Source organism: Streptomyces sp. SCL15-4, from assembly GCF_033366695.1.
Taxonomy (GTDB): domain Bacteria; phylum Actinomycetota; class Actinomycetes; order Streptomycetales; family Streptomycetaceae; genus Streptomyces.
This window is the reverse complement of sequence record NZ_JAOBTQ010000001.1, coordinates 8,225,994-8,242,481: the sequence shown is the minus strand read 5'-3', so window position 1 is coordinate 8,242,481 and position 16,488 is coordinate 8,225,994. Positions and strand designations below refer to the sequence as shown.

Here is a 16,488-nt window from a genome sequence, read left to right as displayed (position 1 = left end):
CGTCTGAGTGAAATGTCAATAAACCCAACAGAGTTGATCACAAGGGTGGGTGGCGAGCAGGGATGCTGCCGTGAGCCGGGAGTCACCCTTCCCCAGACGGGAAAGTGAGGGTGCGCCACTGCGCCCCTCGCCTCCACGGCGTGTGGCGGTGTGCGGAACCCGAGCAGTCCCCACCCCACTGGCCGCGGGCCCGCGCCCGCAATCTCCGGGCGGGGGCGCACGGCATCACTCATCGCGTACCGGCGCCCTCGCATGTGACGGAACCACATGCGGGCGCGCAGACCGTGGCCATGTCGCCGAAGCTCGGCTACAAGTTCCCCGACCTCTGCATGCCTCTGTCCCCACGCGGCCTCAACCCCGCGTGGGACCGGCGAGGCACGCGGATGTACGCCTGGGCGCGGGAGCACTCGCTGACGACCGACCCGGCCGTCACCCGTTCGCCGAGCCCGGGACCTCCGCCCCCGACCGATGGCGCCCGGACCGCGCCCGCGCCGTGCCCCGAGGGGCGTCCATCCCCTTCGGTGCCGGCAGCCGCAAGTGCATCGGCGAACACTTCGGCACCGTCGAGGCGCTCCTGGCGCTCAGCACACTCTGCGCCCGCCGGCGGTTGTGCCCCGTTCCGGGAGCCGAGGTCCGCCCCCGCCCGGGGACGACCCTCGGCACCGGACCGCTGCCCATGCTCGCGCATCCCCTCGCGCGTGGCTGAGATGTCCAGCCCGGCCGCCTGGCCCCACCGGCGCCGGCCCGCGTGCGGACTCCGCGGTGCACAGCCTTCCGTGTACCACTCGATGGTCTGCCCGACGCGGGCCGGCAGGGGTACAGGTCAACGAACCACCGGTCAGCCGCAGTCCTTCCCGTTCAGTGTGAAGGCCGCGGGCGTCCCGGCGGGGGTGCCCGTGCCCTGGAATCCGAAGCTCACGCTGGAGCCCGGCGAGATCGTGGCGTTGTGCGCGACGTTCGTGGCGGTGACGTCGGCGCCGGTCTGCGAGACGGTGGCGTTCCAGGCGTTCGTCGCCTTCTCGGCACCCTTGAACGAGAACCCGAGCCGCCAGCCGTTGACCGCCACCGTGCTGGTGTTCCGCACATCGACATCGGCGGTGAAGCCGCCGTTCCAGGTGCTGGTGACGGCGTAGGTCACGGCGCACTGGGTCGAGGGGGACGTGGGCGTGGGAGTAGGTGTGGGGGTGGGCGTCGGAGTGGGAGTTGGAGTGGGAGTGGGAGTAGGTGTGGGCGGCGGCGTGGTGCCGTCGGGTTCCGCCCCCCACTGCGTGTCCGAACCCTCCGCCAGCACGATGTGCGGCGCGTCCACCGGCGTACTGCCCGGCGTCGTCGGGATCGCCTGGTAGGACCAGTCGTTCGCGGGGTTCCACGCCCCGGCCGAGACGATGCGGAACTGCACCTCCTTCCGGTATGCCGACTGGCCCGCCGGAGCGATCACCGCGTTGGAGCAGTCCACGGTGACGAAGTAGACGTCGCCCTCGAAGTGCGTCGGACCGGACACCTTGCCGCACTGGTTGTAGTTGGTGGTGGTGCTGATCTGGTCGGGCGTGACCCCGCCGTCGAGGGTGAAGTAGTAGCGCAGGGAAGCGTGCGTCAGCGCGCGTGCGGGCCACGCCGACTTGTTGATCAGGTACGCCTTGATCTCGGTGAAGCCGGGGCCCGAGGCGTTCACGGACCCCTGGACCGAGATCTCGGGCCCGTCGGGTTTCTCGGCCCGGGGGAAGTCGGCGAGCGGGCTGCCGCCGTACTCGGCGTACAAACGGGCCAGGGCGCCCGTGAAGGCCGCGTTGTAGTCGGTGGCCACCTCGTTGTTCACGTAGTTGGACCGGTCGTCGGTGTACGCGTCGTCCGCCGCGCTCGGCCCGCCGACCAGCGCGCCGTACAGGACGTGCCGGTTGTCCACCGGGTTGGTGAGCTGGTCGGTCCACGAGCCGTGAGCGGTCCGGTGGTGCGGCTTCGTCGGCGGGTTCGCTCCGAAGCCGACGACGTAACTGGACTTGCGCGGGTTGTCGCCGAGCGCGTAGTTGATCTGCCGGACCGCGAAGTCGTGGTAGCGGGCCTTGCGCACCGGGTCGCCGGTCAGCCAGTCGGCGTACGACAGCGCGACGAACGCGGTGTTGGCGGCGTACCGCAGCGATCCCCAGCTGTCGAGGACCGCCTGCCCGCCGGGCGAGTAGCGCACCTTGGTCCCGTTGACACCGACCGTCCACCAGTCCAGCCACCGGTTGGCGTCATCGACGTACCGCTGCTTGCCGGTGAGCTGGGCGAGGAGCACGTACGAGCCGTAGGAGGTGTCGTCCCAGGAGAGCGTCCAGCGGTAGGAGCGGGTGGTCGTCTGGGGCTCGGTCGACAGCTTGTCGTAGGCCGATTCGGCCTTCGCCAGGTACGTGGCGTCACCGGTCGCCTTGTACAGCCAGACGGCGCCCCACACCAGCTCGTCGTTGTAGCCGCTCCAGGAGTTGTAGTACGCCTGGGCGTCGGTGATGCAGTCGCTGTACTTGCCGCGGTAGGTGTCGGCGAACGCGTACAACTGCTTGGCGTGGGTGAGCAGTTTGTTCGCGTACGCCGGGTCGCTGTCCGCGAACACCATGGAGGACGACGCCATGGCCGCGGCGGTCTGGCCCGCCAGGTCGGAGCCCGGGCACGAAGCGTCGATCTTGTACGCGGGCCGTGCCATCGGCATGACTTCGGCCGGCCCCCACCACTTGTGGTCGTCGGCGCCGTTGCCGACCTGGCCGTACAGCACGTTGGCGGACGGGTGCGCCTTGATGAAGTAGTCGTTGACGAACCGCAGGTTGTCCTGGAGGTACCGGAGCTGGCCGGAGGCGGCGTAGGCGGACTTCTGCTCGACGCCGCCCCAGGCGAGCAGGGTGGCGGAAAAGGCCATGGGGAGACCGAACTTGACGTGGTCCCCGGCGTCGTACCACCCGCCTGTCAGGTCGAGACCGGCGTCCTTGCCGTCGCCGAGGGCGGAGTCGCCGCGCCAGGAGACACGGTTGTCCTCCGGGAGTTTCCCCGACCGCTGCGCGTCGTAGAACCAGAGCGACTTCTGGAGTGCCTCGCCGTAGTTGATGGCGGCCGACGCGGCGGAGGAGGAGCTGGGGGCGGCCGACGGCAGCAGCAGGCCGGCGATGACGGCGACCGCGGCTCCCCACGCACTCACCAGTCGGGAGCGTCGGGCACCGGTCGGGACTGCCGGGCGGATCTCGGGAGCCGCCGCGGGGGGCGCGGAGGCTCTTCGGGCGGGGAAGAAGGCGAGCGGGCGCAACGGACGTTCCTTCCGTGCGGTGGGCAGGGGGAGTTCGTGCTGCGGCGCGGTGCTTCGGGATATGGAGACAGGAGTGAGTGGGAGCGCTCCCAACCACTGGTTCATGAAGCCAGTGCGTACAGCAACTGTCAATATCCCGCACGCACTTCCCCCGGACGCCGTGTGGGCCGGGCCCTGGGCCTCGGCTCGCCTTCGCCGTGGGCGAGGGCTCGGGAGCGGCCGTCCGCAGACCTCTGCCTCCGGAACCGGCCCGGCGCCGGTCGGCGGCCAGTCGAGTCGTCCTCCGGCAGCCCGCGGGACCAGTGATCGCGGGTGGCGCGTGGCGGGCGGCCCAGCGCGGCGGCGACGTGCGTGCCGTCTCCGTCGCCCCCGCCCTCAGCACTCCATCACTTCTCGCGAGGCGCCGGGCCGGATACGTCAGGCCGTGGACCTGTGCTGTCCCGCCGGCCGCAAGCGCCACTATGGTGATCCGATGGCATCGATCAAGCAGTTCCAGGTCACCTTCGACTGTGCGGACCCTGAGGCCGTGGCTCGCTTCTGGTGTGAGGTGTTGGGGTACGTCGTACCGCCGCCCCCGAAGGGGTTCGCCACGTGGGACGACTTTAACCGTTCGCTGCCGCCTGAGCGACAGGGATCGGCGTTCGCCTGCATCGATCCCACAGGTGTGGGTCCGCGACTGTTCTTCCAGCGCGTTCCCGAAGGCAAGGTCGTCAAGAACCGGGTGCACCTTGACGTCCGGGCCGGCACCGGGCTCGTGGGTGAAGAACGCCTCGCCGCCCTGGAAGCCGAGTGCGCACGGCTGGTCGCGCTCGGCGCGGTGCGCGTGCGGCTGCTGCCCGCCGATGACGAGAACGAGTCGTGCATCGTGATGCAGGACATCGAGGGCAACGAGTTCTGCCTCGACTGAGGGCCGCGTACCTCTCCTCGTCCCCTCGTGCCGCTCCCCACGAGCCGGTACGCGGCGGCCTGTGGCACCGTATCGCCGGGACAGGCGGGGGGTGCGCGGCGGTCAGAGCCGACTGCCCTGTGCCGCCTTGAGGCCCGCCTCGAAGCGGCCGCACACTTCGAGGCTGTATGAGGGCGGCCGTCATGTGCCGGGCGGTGCGCGGCGAGAGGTGCAGGCGCACGCGAGGCTCACTCGCGACTTCACCATCGCGTGGCGGCCCCGGCTGGAGACAGGTAGGGCCCCCGCGTGACCATCGGGGGATACGTGATCTTCTGAAGTCCCTGCGGTGACTGCGGACGGTGTCAGGGCTTGTGCGCCAGTACGTGGCCAGCAGCACCCGATTCTCCAGTGGCCCGTTCCACGGCCGACCTGTGCGGGCCGCGTCAGCTCCCTGGTCCCGCAGCTGTGTCACCAACGTGGCGAAACGGCGGGAGCCGACCCAGTGAACGGGCTGTCCATGGCGGCCGTGACGCCGTGACCACAGCGGACATCGCGAGATCGTCGCACCCGTCGCCAGGCGTGCCGTTCACGGTAGTCCTCGGCGTGCCACCCGACCTTGAGCGGGCTCCCCGCCGGCCCGTGGTGTCCTGTGGGTCAGTCGAAGAGGGCGACGACTCCATTGACCCAGATCGCGAGGAACGCAAGGGCCCCCACCAGGCAGCCGACGCTCGCCAGCACACCGCCGACCGTCCACGGCCCGGAGCGCGCCTCCTCGTAGGTCTCCTCTAGGTCGTCCCGATGCGAGGCGGGGTCGTCCCAGTCCACGGGGTGCCCCAGCTCTTCGGCGCAGGCGGTCCGCACTGCCACCAGCTGCTTCTCCGCGAAGGGGGTGGCAGCCATCGCCTCGGGGCCGCGCCAGGCGAGGGCCTTCATCCGCCACCCGGGAGACCCGTACCGCGCCTCGAAGGCGGCGGTCTCGTCGGCGTCGCGGTCCTCTTCGAGGTACATCCAGCGTCCGGCCTCGGCGGCATCGCCGTAAAGCCGGTACACCCCGGCCAGACGCCGACGAAGCGTCAGGTCGTACGGGAAGGATGAGACAAGACCGCGCAAACGCTGGCGTGCGACGGGAATCCGGCCGGCGGCCAGGTCTGCGTCGACTCGGGCAAGTGTCTCTCTCAGCGGCATGAACACATGATCGGATACCGTACAGATCCGCGTCGACCTGGTTTGTTGCCGAGCACTGGCTGCCTCGGCGGTGGGCATCGACCGAACCTACTGAGACGGGACACCTGCACTTACGGACCACCTTACGAAGCGTGCCGTGGGTGTCGGCGCGAGGCACCGGATGGACTTCGCCCGGCTCCTGGCCATCGGATCACCGGCGGACCAGAGGAAGATGCACCGCCGCGCCCACGTCGGTACGCAGGCCCGCGCCGACCCGGTGCGCGCGGTGGTTACGGGCAGAAGTGGCCGTCGGGGTTGACGAAGCAGCTCACCTGCCAGCTGGACCACGTACCGTTGGCGTAGCGAGCCCGGAACCACGTGTTGCCGTCCGAGCCGATGGCCGAGATGAAGATGAGGGAGTCGCTGGTCTGCTGCTGCGGGTCGGCATCGATGTGGCTCTGGACCCATCCGCCCATGGAGATCCATCCATTCCATGAGCCGTCGGGGTAGGTCCAGTTCGTCCACACCGCGTGGTCGGTGCCGACGACGAACTCCTCCTTCGTCCCGTTGGCGAACTCGGTGGTCGAGATGCCGTACTCGCAGAAGTACGTCGCGCCCTTGTCCCTGCAGTAGGTCGCGGCCTGCGCCGGCGCCGCTGCCATCCCGACGCCTGCGAACGCGGCCAGGGTCGCGACTGCCGCGAGGACACTCTTGCATTTGCGCATGTGCATGCTCCTTCGTCAAGTGATCGGTCGTGACGGCGACGGGAGAGACCCGGCACCCCCGGCGCCGCCGATCAGTCGATCACGGGCAGGCGAAGGCAGACCATGCAGAACCACCGGCAGAAGTAGTTCTCTCTTGCCATTCTGCACGTCTCCTCGGCCCGCGGGCCGATCACTGTGAAGCCTCGTTCCCGGCCGGCACGGGAGGAACATGCCCGCCCCCCACCGGGGCTGGTCGGAGCGCGCCGGTACTGCTTACCGGTGTCAGGTGTCAGCCGAAGAGGAGGTCGACGTCCTTCTCGACGCACAGCTGCAGAACGACCACCAGCCGGCGGGCGTCGTCAATGTGCCGTTGGAGCAGCGGGTCGGTGCTTTTGCCGCGAGGCCGGCCGGCGATCTCCTGCAGGCGGGGCAGGATCGCGGCGCACTGGGCCGGCGTGAGGTGGGGACCGTCGTCGTCGGGATGATTGAGCAAAGGTGCCAGGGTGGTGAAGACGCCCTCCCAGGGGTGCTGTCCGCCGAAGCCGTGCATCTCGTTCAGCGCGAACCCCTTTGCGGACCACATGCGCTACAGCTCGAATTCGAGGTGCTCGACGTCCGTGAACCGGACCTCCTCCAGGCTGCCGGCGCGGCGGCCGTTGGCCTGGAAGTACACCTCCCTGAGGGCTTCGGCTGCGATCTCCTCGAGGTACTGGTCGCCGGCGCCGGCCGGGGTACGAACCCGGCCCTGAAGCGAGCGACCTGTTCGAGGTGCTCACCGGCTTCTTCCACCGCACCGTCGTATACCCCTGACACCTCGCCTACCCCGGCGATCGGGGCGACGGCAGCACTCCCCAGCCACCGCACGGCAGCGACCACGGCCACGCCCTGGCACGCCTGCTCATGGCCCACCCGGAGGCGCTGGGCACGCCGCCGGCGACCATCGCCGCCTACAGCATCCCGCCGCTGGCCCGCCTTCAACAGCCTGGCTCCCCGGCCCCGTTGGAGGCTCGGGTGGAGAAACCGGCTTCGGCTCCGGGGTTGGACGCGAGGGACGTCCTGGCGGCAGTAGAACGGTCCCCGTGGGCCCTTGCCGCGCCGGGCGAGCGTCACCGGCCGGACGGGGAGTTCCCGGACGTGGCGCTGAGCGCGGTGCGCGCTGGGGAACACGAGGAGTATGTCGAGCGCCTGGAGGCGTTCGTGGAACAGCGCCGCGCCCGCTTGGAGGAGCTGCTGCGGGCGTACGGGCCGGGCAGTCGACCCGCCTCGCACGGCCGTTACGCGCTGGTTGGGCAGCCCGAGACGCTGGTCATCCTGAAGCGGATGGAAGCCGCGCCGATGCTCATGCGCGGTCAGTGGGAGAAGGAGCTGAAGGTCTTCTTCCTGGACGACCTCGAGTTCGCATGGGGACCGCGCGTCCGTCTCAGCCGGTGAACAGCCGGAGAAACGAACCGTGGGGTCGGCAGGGTGATCCTGTCCGGCCCCACTGTCGTCTCGTAAACCGAAGCCGAGCATTGGTCGGAACGATCGAGCTCCTGAACTGCATTCGGCCTGAACTGCCGTCGCCTGACGAAATCGAAACAGCCCGCACGCCCGGCGCCACGGGCCGGGCCGCCCATCTCCCCCACCAGTCGCCCCAACTCGCGAGCCGCAGCCTTCAGGCCTATGGGCGACGGGTTGCGCAGCGTGTCACCGCCCGGGAGTTGCCTGCCGTTCTCCGCCAGGCCGTGCCTGCGCGCATCGGGCAGCGCCCCGCTGTGCGAGGCCGTGCCCACGTCCTGATGAGGGCCCAGCGCAAGGTGGGCCTCATAACGAGGTTCAGCGCGGGTTGGGGCTCTTGTCCGGGTGCAGACAGTTCCAGGTGATTGCGTCCACCCCGCCGATCTGGTCGATGCCGCACCGCCCCTGAACGTCGTAAACGGCGTTTAACGTTGCAGACCCGTACATTCCGTCCTCGGCGATCCGATAGCCGTAGATGTTGAGCAGGCACTGCGCATGCCTGACTGCTGATCCGGTGTCGCCGTAGCCGAGCGGCGGGTGGGTACTGCTGTAGGGGCAGGCGCTCTCCGCAGGTACTGCTGCTGAGGCGGGGACGGGAGAGGCGACTGCCGATGCGGTGAGGGCCGCGAAGACCGCTGCGCCTGCGGCGGCATATGTCGCTATCTTCTTTCGTAATCCCATGATCTCCTCCATCTCTTGATTTGGCGGCCCCGCGTGACGTCCTGAATCGACTGTCGGCCGCCTGCTGCGACGGGCTGGACTGACCTCCAAGAAACCCTGATTCGCCTGTTCAGGAAGGTAGTTTTCGCACCCGGTTTTCCTACGTTTATAACGTGGCATGGGGAGGCGGGCGTGGGCTAGGTTCTGTCTCTTCGGTCAGCGTCGTGCCCGGATAAGGATGGCGGCGGAGTCGACCGGCACCGCCCAGCCGATGCCGTCAGTGGCATCGGCTGCCGCGAGGACGGGCGGCGAAGATCTTCTCCCACGTGCCGTCGACGGCCCACCTGATCAGCCGCTTGTGAGCGGTCTGGAACGAACCAAGCTCGTCGGGAAGGTCACGCCAAGGCGAGTTGGTGCAGTACTTCCACGCGATGGCCTCCAACGTGCGGCGGTGGTCGGCCCACCGCCGCCCCCGGACCGGATCGGTCGGCATCAGCGGCTCGATCCGTCCCACATCACATCAGTGATCACTAATCGGACAGGCATATCCGATCAACTGATGAACTCATCAAAGAGACGCGCTCTAACAGCGCTCGTTCAGCGGGCTGTTGGGGCCGCCGTAACTCTGCTCGATGTAGCCGGGCACCCCGGTCGTGATGTCGGTGATACGCCACCATACGGTCTCCAGCGGCCCCTTGGTGAAGCAGTACACGGTCACCTTGTGACCGATGTACCCGAGCCCGTTCACACCCGCGTCGAGGCTAGGCGCGTTGCGGATTCTCACGCCGTCCACGTAGAAACGGCCGGACACCGCGCCCAACTTGGCGGAGGTGGCCGACGCACCGCTCGACGCGTCCGTCCCGACGTCCGCCACCGCAGTGCCGGTAAGGGCGAGGCCCAGGACAAGCGACGCTCCGAGCACGCCGATGGCATTCTTGCGCATGTGATGTCCTTTCAGAGTCTGGTGCGGGTGAATATCGTGCCGAAGACGGCAGATACGTTCCTCGCGGATGACGCGGGTACCTCGACGCGTTTCCGCGACTAGCAGCTGGTTATGTAGCCCGGAGGCATCGACACTTTGTCGACCCTGATGTACGAGCTATAGATCCACCCGAATGTGGTGTAGTACCAGAGATTTCCCGCAGTGTTCGTGTACTTGCAGTAGATCTCCACTCCGCTGTTGAGGGACCGGTGGTCGGTGACCCAGCACTCGGCCGCGGGGCCGGTATGAACGGCTGCGCGGTCCTTGATGATGGTGCCTTCCGCGTGGACCACGTCGGGTCCTTCCCAGCCGCAGTTCGCCTGTACGGCACGCGGTGGCGACGCCACCGGAGCCGACTGTGCGGCCTGGACGGGCGCAACGGAAATCCCCAGGGCCAGGACAGCACCTGCGGCACTTACGACTGAGTACGTCCAGCTCGATTTCATGCTCCGCCTTCCACGGGCCTGACGCGTTGGTGAGTCGCCATGCCGGCCCCGGCCGGGCAGGCACCCATGAATACCCCTGGGCCGGGGCCTCCCGCCGGCCTCTGCACGGCGCCGGCCGGCGACAACGGCCCGAAGCGTCTCAATGGCGGTAGGCAGGAGCAACCTGGTAAGGCGTTCGCGAATCTTCGGAACGTTGCTCACCAGCGTTCCGAACATGGCCGAACACCGCACCTGACGAGTTCGCCCGAACCGCGTGCCGGTGCCGGCCGCTCCCCGGAGCGATGCCACAAGGACGAGAGAGGAACAGGGCCGAGGTGCCGCCGGACGCACCGCAACCGGAGCAGGCCGGCACTCCGGAGGAGTTCACAGCAGCATTGCGCGCGCTGCGGATCTGGAGCGGGTTGACCTACCGCCGGCCGGAAGGAAAATCCACGGCTTCCGGGGACGCCATGCCCGTCAGCACGATCGCCACCACCCTCGGCCGCAACACCCTGCCCAGCGAGCCGTTCGTCGCGGTGTTCACCCACGCTTACGGGCTCGATGAAGCCGACATCGAGCGATGGCGGGACGCTCGCCGACGCCTCGCCCTGGGCCAGGGGCGACCCGTCCCCTACAGCGGCGCTACCCCGTCCGACTCGGGCGTGGACGCGGCGCCGGTCTCCGCGGATGGCCCCGACAATCCGTATCCGGGTCGCCGACGTCACCTGTTGCACCTGCTCGCGGCGGCATTGATCGGCGCAGGAGCAGCACTGGGCGGGCATGCCCTGCTGTCGGGCCTCGCTGGAAAGCCGAACTCGCCCCGTGCTCACCGCGCTCACCGCGCCCGACGGCAATACCGGCGAAAGCCCGGCCGCCGACCAGCACGACGGCCCGGACCCGCTGCACCGAGCGGCCGAGGAGATCAAACGGGAACTCAGCACCGCTTTGGAGGAAGCCCGCTCCGGGCTCGCCTCGCTGCAGCACGAGATCACGCACCCGCGCGGAGCCGTGGAAGGGCTGCAGCCCCGGCTCGGCTCCAGCCCCAAACCACGGCCACCCCCCTGTACGAACGGATCGAGAACAGCCTGACCGGCCTCACCCCCCGCGGCGAGCCGGTCACCATCACCCTCGACGACGGCACTGCCCCCGCCTCGAACGTCCCGGCCACCGAGAACAGCACACCGGCCGACGGCGAACCCGCGAGCCTCGCCACCCCACCGGCCCGAGGGGAGCAGGACACCGATACCGGCGAGACAACCGTTCCCACCGCCCCGTAACCTGCCCGGCCTGCTGCGTCCGGCCAGCAGCGTGCACCAGCGGTGCGGACGCGGACAACCGAATCGGTGCTTCGGGTGGATCCGCCCGGAGCACCGAGGCGTGCGGATCTCCCGTCAAGCGGAAGGATCGCCTTGAACCCTGCGGCGTGCGGCTGGTCGTGTCAGGCCGGCCCGGGCTCCTGTCGGGGCCGGGCCCGCATCAGGAGGCCGGTGGGGTTATTGGTGGAGGTCATGACGCCTCGTACCCGTGCTCCGGGCACGGGATCCAGGCGCCACCGGCTGACCACGGCCGCGGTCACCGCCGTCATCTCCATGCGTGCGTAGGAGTCCCCGATGCACCGGTGGCCGCCCGCGCCGAACGGGACGAACGCGCCGCGCGGGACGGGAGGCCGATCGGGCAGCCAGCGGTCCGGGTCGAAGCGGGTCGGATCGGGAAACAGGCGTGGGTTCCGGTGCAGGACCAGGGCGCTGAAGATGAACTCGGTCCCGGCGGGGAAATGGTGGCCGCCCAGTTCGACGTCGGTGACCGCCCGCCGGATGGTCATGCCTCCGGGATTGCGCATGCGCAGGGCCTCGTCGAGCACGCGGCGGGTGTACGGGAGCCGGGTCAGTTCCTCGGGCGCCGGGCAACCGTCGTCCAGGTGCCGAAGTTCCGTGTGGAGCTCGCGGTCGACGTCCGGGTTCCGCCCGAGTTCGTGAAAGAGCCAGGCAAGGCCCCCGGCGACGGTTTCGGTGCCGGCGACCAGCAGCGTCATGAGCTCGTCGTGGACCTGCCGGTCCGTCATCGCCTCGCCGCCGTGGCCGTCCTGGGCCGCGAGAAGCATCGACAGCAGGTCCGGGTCGCCCATCCGGGGGGCCTCGCGCCGGGTGCGGATGAGGTGGTCGATGGCGCGGCGCAGGCGCCGGTGTGCGTCCGAAAGACGCCGGTTACCCGGAGTCGGGAGCCGGTGCCACAGGTCGGTGGGGTCCAGGACGCGTGTGTACATGCCGCGCAGCACGATGGGCATCGCGTGGTGGATGTCGGCGCGCAGACCGTCGTCCAGCGCGGTGGAGAACAGCGTCGCGGTCACCACGGACAGGGAGAGGTCGTGCATCTCGCGCGTGACGTCGAGGACTTGGCCGGGACACCACGATGAAGCCCGTTCGGCGGCGATCCGCGCCATTGTGCGGGTGTAGAGGGCGATCTGGCGACTGTGGAAGGCCGGCTGCATCAATCGCCGCTGACGGAGATGGAAGGAGCCTTCGGACGTGGCCAGGCCCTGGCCGAGGTAGTCGTGAAGCTTCTCGAAGGAGCGGCCCTTGGCGTACCGGGCCGCATCGGTGACCAGAACGCGGTTGACCAGTTCCGGGGCGGCCAGGACGTAGGAGGGCCTGGGTCCCAGGTGGACGGCTACCAGGCCGTCGTAGGCGGCCAGGGAGTCGAGGAACTCCAGGGGGCGGCGCAGCAGGGCGAGGGCGTGTCCGATCACGGGCATCCGGCCGGGAGCGACCGGCGGGGAGGCGTGGGTGACGGAGGTGCTCATCGTCGTCCCTTCGGGCGAATGGGCCGGCGGCTCTGCCGGCGGGGGTGGTGCCGGGCAAGGGCGGTGCGCGCCCGAGCCCATAAGGTTCTGCCCGTTCGTCCGGTGAGGTAGCCCTGCTCGGTTCCTGGCGAACCACGAGCAGACCATCACCCTGCGGTTGTCGTCCCCGCGCGAGCGGGGGTTGTTCTCACTGGCCCTGCCTGGGCCGAGTTGGCACGAGTCCGTCCGGGCCCGGTGCAGGGCGGCGGCCTCGGCCGGCCGCGGCCTGCGACGGGGCTGTGCAGGGGCCTGTTCGATCGGAGCGATGTCCGGTTCGGGAAAGGAAGTCACCGGACGCTGAACGGAGTTCTTCCTCGCCCGGCTGCAGCAGATCAATCCCGACGTCGAAAACGCCTTCATCGACTCGCGATCACCTCGTCACCAGCGCGCGGCCGGCACGTCGGCGACCGGTGCAGGATCCGGCGCCGGTGCGGGCCCGGGCGGCGGCGTACTACAGCAGACGTCCCAGCGCTCACAGCGCCGGGTCCGAGTCCGACAGGCCCCGCCGGGACATGTTCCTCGCTGGTGCCTACGACATCGACTGCGGGCGCGGGGCGTCCGGGCCGGGCGGCGGCGGGGCGGGTGCGGGGTCGAGCGAGAGCGTGCGGGCGGTCCAGGACGGTCAGCAGGTCGGCGCCGGTCCGCCCCACCGGCATCTGCGGGTCGAACAGCGCCTGGTCGGCGACAGCACGGCGCTGGCCTGCCGGCCGCCGGGGCGGTGCGCGGCACTCGCGGCGGCGGGAAGAATGCGCTCAGGTACCCCGGGCCCGGACGGTAAGCACAGCGGGGACGTCGGTGATCCACCGTAGTCGAGGAGGCAGGCCAGCGCGCGCACCGCCGGGTGGGTGTCCAGCAGGTCTGCGGGCAGCTCGTCTTCTTCCCCTACGCCCAGCCGCTGGGGGGTCGGCGGCGGGCGTTGCCGCCTTGGCCGGCGGCAGGGCGGGTGAGGGACTCGGCGAGGGTGTGCAGGCGGTCCAGCACGGCCGGCAGGTTACCGCCGAGGTCGCCACCGGTGCACCACACGAAGGTCAGCAGGCGGATCACGCCCGGCCGGCGCACTGGGCCGCGTCGGGGACATGCGGGTCAGCGGGAGCGGTCAGGGCACGGCTGAGGGCGACAACGGCGAGCACGGCCTCGACCGGGCTGACGGGGAAGACCTCGGGATGGTGCGCGGCGGCGAGGTAGTACGCGCCGGGCTCCGGCCGGTACAGGGCGGCGAGCACGGCGGGACGTCCGTGGTCTCTTGGCGGCCGGATCGGCCGCCACCAGGCGCTGCAGCACGGTCGCGTAGCCGGTGGCGCCCGCGTCCGGGGCGCCGGCCAGGGCGGCCGCGACCGCGAGCGGGCCGGCCGCGGCGGCCAGCTCACGCAGTTCCTCCAGATCGCTGTCGGCAGGGCAAACGTTGCCTGACTCAGATGACGGCCCGGCGATAGACCTGCCGTGAACCGCCTTCCGGGCCCGGATCGGCGGCCTCGGCCGGGCTGAAACCGAGGCACTCGTAGAAGGCGCGTGCACCGCTGGCGACTGCGCCCGGGTGGTCGGCCCCGAAAGTAATCACCTCAATGCTGCCCGGACCCCGCACGAACCTACGTGTCGCAGCCGCCAGCAACGCACGACCGACGCCCTTTCCGCGTTCCTCCTCCGAGACGACGAGCCAGTGAACGTGGTAGAGCGGGGCCTTGCCCCCAAACAGCAGGCCGCCGAGGACATTCGATCCCGAGACGGCGACCAGCGCCGTGGACCGGCGAATGTGCTTGTCCACGGCGCTAAGGAAACCGGGATTGTCGACCATCGGGCCGAACCAGTGCTCGACCCCAGCTGCCAAGCCAAGAAGGCCAGGCAAGTCCTGCTCTCGTGCGAGTCTGGTGATCACCCGCGCAGTCTGGCAGACGTGGCGAACGTTGACTGAAGCGGCACCAGTTCTCCAGAACACGCACCGCCGTGCACGGGACGCAGGGCGTACACCGTTCGCCTCCAAAGGAAAGTTCAGGTCAGGGGAACGCGGTGCGGATGTGTGCCACCGGGTCGACGCCGGTCAGCGGGGTCAGCCGCAGTTCGGCGTGCGACCGGAGCGGCTGCTCACCGGAGCGGTAGTCGAGCACGGTGCCGCACGGCATCGTGCCGCTGGCCGGGTGGTCCGCGGCGCCGGACCACCCGGCCAGGCTGACGGTGTGCGGCGGGCGCAGGAAGGTGAGCCAGGTCGCGCCCGCCCCGGAGTCCTGCGGTGGGCCTTCGCGGAGCACGGTGGCTTTGGACGGGCACTCCACCAGCGTGCGGAGCCCTCCGTGCTCACGGCGGCCGGAGGGCTCCTGAAGAATCGACGGCACGGGTGGCTCTTTCGCCGGTCAGACCTTGAGGTATGCGACGACGACCACGGTGCGGAGCGCGGTGACGAAGTACAGGGCGCGGACCTGCTCGATGTCGTCAGTTGCCGGCGCAGTTGGGGGCCGGCGGTGTCGCCGGGGGTCGGTTCGCCGATGTCGGGGTCGACGGAGACGACGACCAAGGCGCGGTCCAAGGCGTGCAGCTGGGCTTCGCTGGTGATGTTCTCCAGCTGTTTGGCGGCGGAGTCGGAGAAGGCGATCCGGGCGCGGCGCGGTCCGTGTCGCGGGGTCGTCAGGCGGTGGTCGGGCGCTGGCGGGCGAGGCGGGCGAGGTGTTGCTCGCGCAGCTCCTCCCGGGGGGGTGCACTCGTCGACCGGCGGGAGGCCGTTGGCGGCGATCGCCTCCAGGACGCCGGCGAACTGGTCGGCGGTGTAGCCCGGGTGCGGGCGGCGTACACGCGTACGGCTTCGGCGGCCGCGGGGTCCAGCTGCTGCCGGGCAGTGTCGGCGGGGGCCGGGTATTCGCTCTTCAAGGGCTCCGGAGGGCGCGGAACGGGCGGGTCTCACCGCGGTGTCGCCGGACCGCGGCGGGTCGGGACCACTTCGACGGAAGCCACGTGCGCGGACCCAGGACCCGGCTGGACCCAGGAACGGCGTCGCTCCGCGTCGACCAGGGAAAACGCCGGACCCAGGACCCAGCAGATCCAGCCTGCGGAGCTTGCTGGGTCACGGCCGAGGCGTCGAGCCGGCCGGCCGCCGTCCTGTGGGAGTGAACCTTGACCGATTGCCACAAGTTCGACCGCCCACCTGGAGGCGATCTACCGGCGGACCGCCGAGATCAGTCCGCCGGGCCGCTCCTCGCGCTGCGGAGGAGTGTTGATGGGGCGGCCGTAGGCGGCAGCACGCTCGCGCAGGGTGTGGCTGTCGGCCTCCCAGCCGTGGCCGGCCAGCCAGCCCACCGGGTCGTCGGGCATCTCCGAGACCCACATGGACGCCGCCGATCCCGGCTCGGCGTCCGCGCCGAAGCTCTCGATCACGCCGCGCGAGCCCAACGTCAGTCCCATCCGACTGCCTGCCGCCGACTGCGCACTGATCCGGGCCAGCAGGAGTTCCACCGCGTCCTCGGGCAGATAGATCAGCAGTCCTTCGGCGATCCACACGGTCGGCACCGCAGGGTCGTGCCCTGCGGCGGCCAGCGCGCCTGGCCAGTCCTCACGCAGATCCACCGCGACGGTGATCCGCTCGCAGCGTGCGACGGCCCGCTCCTGGCGCAGCACTGAAGCCTTGAAGTCCAGTGGCGCGGCGGTGTCGACCTCGAACAGCCGGGTGCCCTCGGGCCAGTCCATCCGGAAGGCCCGGCTGTCCATGCCGGCGCCGAGCAGCACGACCTGCCGGATCCCGGACGCGGAGGCCTGCTGCAACAGGTCGTCGAGGAACTTCGTCCTGATGACGATGGAGAACGACACGGCCAGCCGGCGGCGGCGCGCGGCCTCGTCATCGGGCAGCGGCGGCGAGGAGGGCCATAGACCGCCGGCCGCGGCGAAGGCCTTGGCCAGTGGGTCGCGGAACAGGGCGTTTTCCCGCTCGGTCTCCAGCGCCCGCACCCGGGCCACCCCCACCGCCGTGGCCCACACTCCCGACGGCTGCACCCGCTCCTGGTCATCAGTCACCGCGCCAGCCTAGATGATCGATCCCAAGGGATTCGCTGTCACCGGACTGCAGCATGCCGCACCGCCGGCT

16 protein-coding genes and 3 pseudogenes are annotated in these 16,488 nt (G+C 70.0%); 4 read left to right on the top strand and 15 right to left on the bottom strand.

Going from position 1 to position 16,488, the window contains the following annotated elements; genetic code table 11:
* The first annotated feature begins 49 nt into the window (after positions 1–49).
* Positions 50–706 carry a cytochrome P450 gene (locus SCK26_RS37015; RefSeq protein WP_318205759.1) on the top strand — a complete coding sequence of 219 codons (657 nt, stop codon included), beginning with the start codon at positions 50–52 and terminating at the stop codon, positions 704–706.
* 132 nt (positions 707–838) lie between these two features.
* On the opposite strand, the gene SCK26_RS37010 is transcribed toward SCK26_RS37015, so the two are convergent.
* Entirely contained in the window at positions 839–3,163 is a 2,325-nt protein-coding gene (locus SCK26_RS37010; RefSeq protein WP_318205758.1) for a glycoside hydrolase family 9 protein, read from the bottom strand.
* Between the two features lie 577 nt (positions 3,164–3,740).
* On the opposite strand from SCK26_RS37010, the gene SCK26_RS37005 reads away from it, so the two are divergent.
* A complete protein-coding gene (locus SCK26_RS37005) occupies positions 3,741–4,175 on the top strand; it encodes a VOC family protein (protein ID WP_318205757.1) in 435 nt (144 codons plus the stop codon).
* Positions 4,176–4,808: 633 nt separating this feature from the next.
* Here SCK26_RS37005 and SCK26_RS37000 read toward each other — a convergent pair.
* From SCK26_RS37000 to SCK26_RS36985, 4 genes and pseudogenes are all read right to left on the bottom strand, one after another.
* The gene (locus SCK26_RS37000; protein ID WP_318206177.1) at positions 4,809–5,339 is read right to left on the bottom strand and encodes a DUF6584 family protein; all 531 of its coding nucleotides are present in this window, start codon (positions 5,337–5,339) and stop codon (positions 4,809–4,811) included.
* Between the two features lie 269 nt (positions 5,340–5,608).
* Entirely contained in the window at positions 5,609–6,043 is a 435-nt protein-coding gene (locus SCK26_RS36995; protein WP_318205756.1) for a hypothetical protein, read from the bottom strand.
* A 268-nt stretch (positions 6,044–6,311) separates the two neighbouring features.
* Positions 6,312–6,605, bottom strand: coding sequence for a hypothetical protein (locus SCK26_RS36990; protein WP_318205755.1), 294 nt, complete (start codon positions 6,603–6,605; stop codon positions 6,312–6,314).
* A gap of 3 nt (positions 6,606–6,608) precedes the next feature.
* Positions 6,609–6,749, bottom strand: a pseudogene (locus tag SCK26_RS36985) (XRE family transcriptional regulator); the annotation flags it as partial.
* 173 nt (positions 6,750–6,922) lie between these two features.
* Between SCK26_RS36985 and SCK26_RS36980 the strand changes: the two are divergent.
* The gene (locus tag SCK26_RS36980; RefSeq protein WP_318205754.1) at positions 6,923–7,453 is read left to right on the top strand and encodes a hypothetical protein; all 531 of its coding nucleotides are present in this window, start codon (positions 6,923–6,925) and stop codon (positions 7,451–7,453) included.
* A 384-nt stretch (positions 7,454–7,837) separates the two neighbouring features.
* Here the strand turns inward: SCK26_RS36980 and SCK26_RS36975 are convergent, their stop codons facing one another.
* The 3 genes and pseudogenes from SCK26_RS36975 to SCK26_RS36965 form a co-directional block, all read right to left on the bottom strand.
* On the bottom strand, positions 7,838–8,212 hold the full coding sequence (locus SCK26_RS36975; protein ID WP_318205753.1) for a peptidoglycan-binding domain-containing protein: 375 nt from the start codon (positions 8,210–8,212) through the stop codon (positions 7,838–7,840).
* A gap of 213 nt (positions 8,213–8,425) precedes the next feature.
* Positions 8,426–8,725: pseudogene (locus tag SCK26_RS36970) on the bottom strand (transposase); the annotation flags it as partial.
* 37 nt (positions 8,726–8,762) lie between these two features.
* Positions 8,763–9,122: a hypothetical protein gene (locus tag SCK26_RS36965; RefSeq protein WP_318205752.1), complete on the bottom strand. Its 360-nt coding sequence runs from the start codon at positions 9,120–9,122 to the stop codon at positions 8,763–8,765.
* Positions 9,123–10,408: 1,286 nt separating this feature from the next.
* Here SCK26_RS36965 and SCK26_RS36960 point away from each other — a divergent pair.
* Positions 10,409–10,675, top strand: coding sequence for a hypothetical protein (locus SCK26_RS36960; RefSeq protein ID WP_318205751.1), 267 nt, complete (start codon positions 10,409–10,411; stop codon positions 10,673–10,675).
* 349 nt (positions 10,676–11,024) lie between these two features.
* Here the strand turns inward: SCK26_RS36960 and SCK26_RS36955 are convergent, their stop codons facing one another.
* The 7 genes and pseudogenes from SCK26_RS36955 to SCK26_RS36920 all read right to left on the bottom strand — a co-directional run bounded on the left by SCK26_RS36955 (position 11,025) and on the right by SCK26_RS36920 (position 16,382).
* Positions 11,025–12,386 (bottom strand): cytochrome P450, encoded by a 1,362-nt coding sequence (locus SCK26_RS36955; protein WP_318205750.1) that lies wholly within the window; start codon positions 12,384–12,386, stop codon positions 11,025–11,027.
* Between the two features lie 921 nt (positions 12,387–13,307).
* Positions 13,308–13,469: a hypothetical protein gene (locus SCK26_RS36950; protein WP_318205749.1), complete on the bottom strand. Its 162-nt coding sequence runs from the start codon at positions 13,467–13,469 to the stop codon at positions 13,308–13,310.
* A complete protein-coding gene (locus SCK26_RS36945) occupies positions 13,466–13,648 on the bottom strand; it encodes a hypothetical protein (protein ID WP_318205748.1) in 183 nt (60 codons plus the stop codon). The genes SCK26_RS36950 and SCK26_RS36945 overlap by 4 nt, the downstream gene beginning before the upstream one ends.
* A gap of 188 nt (positions 13,649–13,836) precedes the next feature.
* Positions 13,837–14,298: a GNAT family N-acetyltransferase gene (locus SCK26_RS36940; RefSeq protein WP_318205747.1), complete on the bottom strand. Its 462-nt coding sequence runs from the start codon at positions 14,296–14,298 to the stop codon at positions 13,837–13,839.
* A gap of 118 nt (positions 14,299–14,416) precedes the next feature.
* Complete coding sequence (locus SCK26_RS36935) at positions 14,417–14,752, bottom strand: hypothetical protein (RefSeq protein ID WP_318205746.1); 336 nt, start codon at positions 14,750–14,752, stop codon at positions 14,417–14,419.
* Between the two features lie 18 nt (positions 14,753–14,770).
* A pseudogene (locus tag SCK26_RS36930) lies at positions 14,771–15,045 on the bottom strand (hypothetical protein).
* A gap of 521 nt (positions 15,046–15,566) precedes the next feature.
* The gene (locus SCK26_RS36920; RefSeq protein WP_318206176.1) at positions 15,567–16,382 is read right to left on the bottom strand and encodes a class I SAM-dependent methyltransferase; all 816 of its coding nucleotides are present in this window, start codon (positions 16,380–16,382) and stop codon (positions 15,567–15,569) included.
* Between the last annotated feature and the right edge of the window lie 106 nt (positions 16,383–16,488).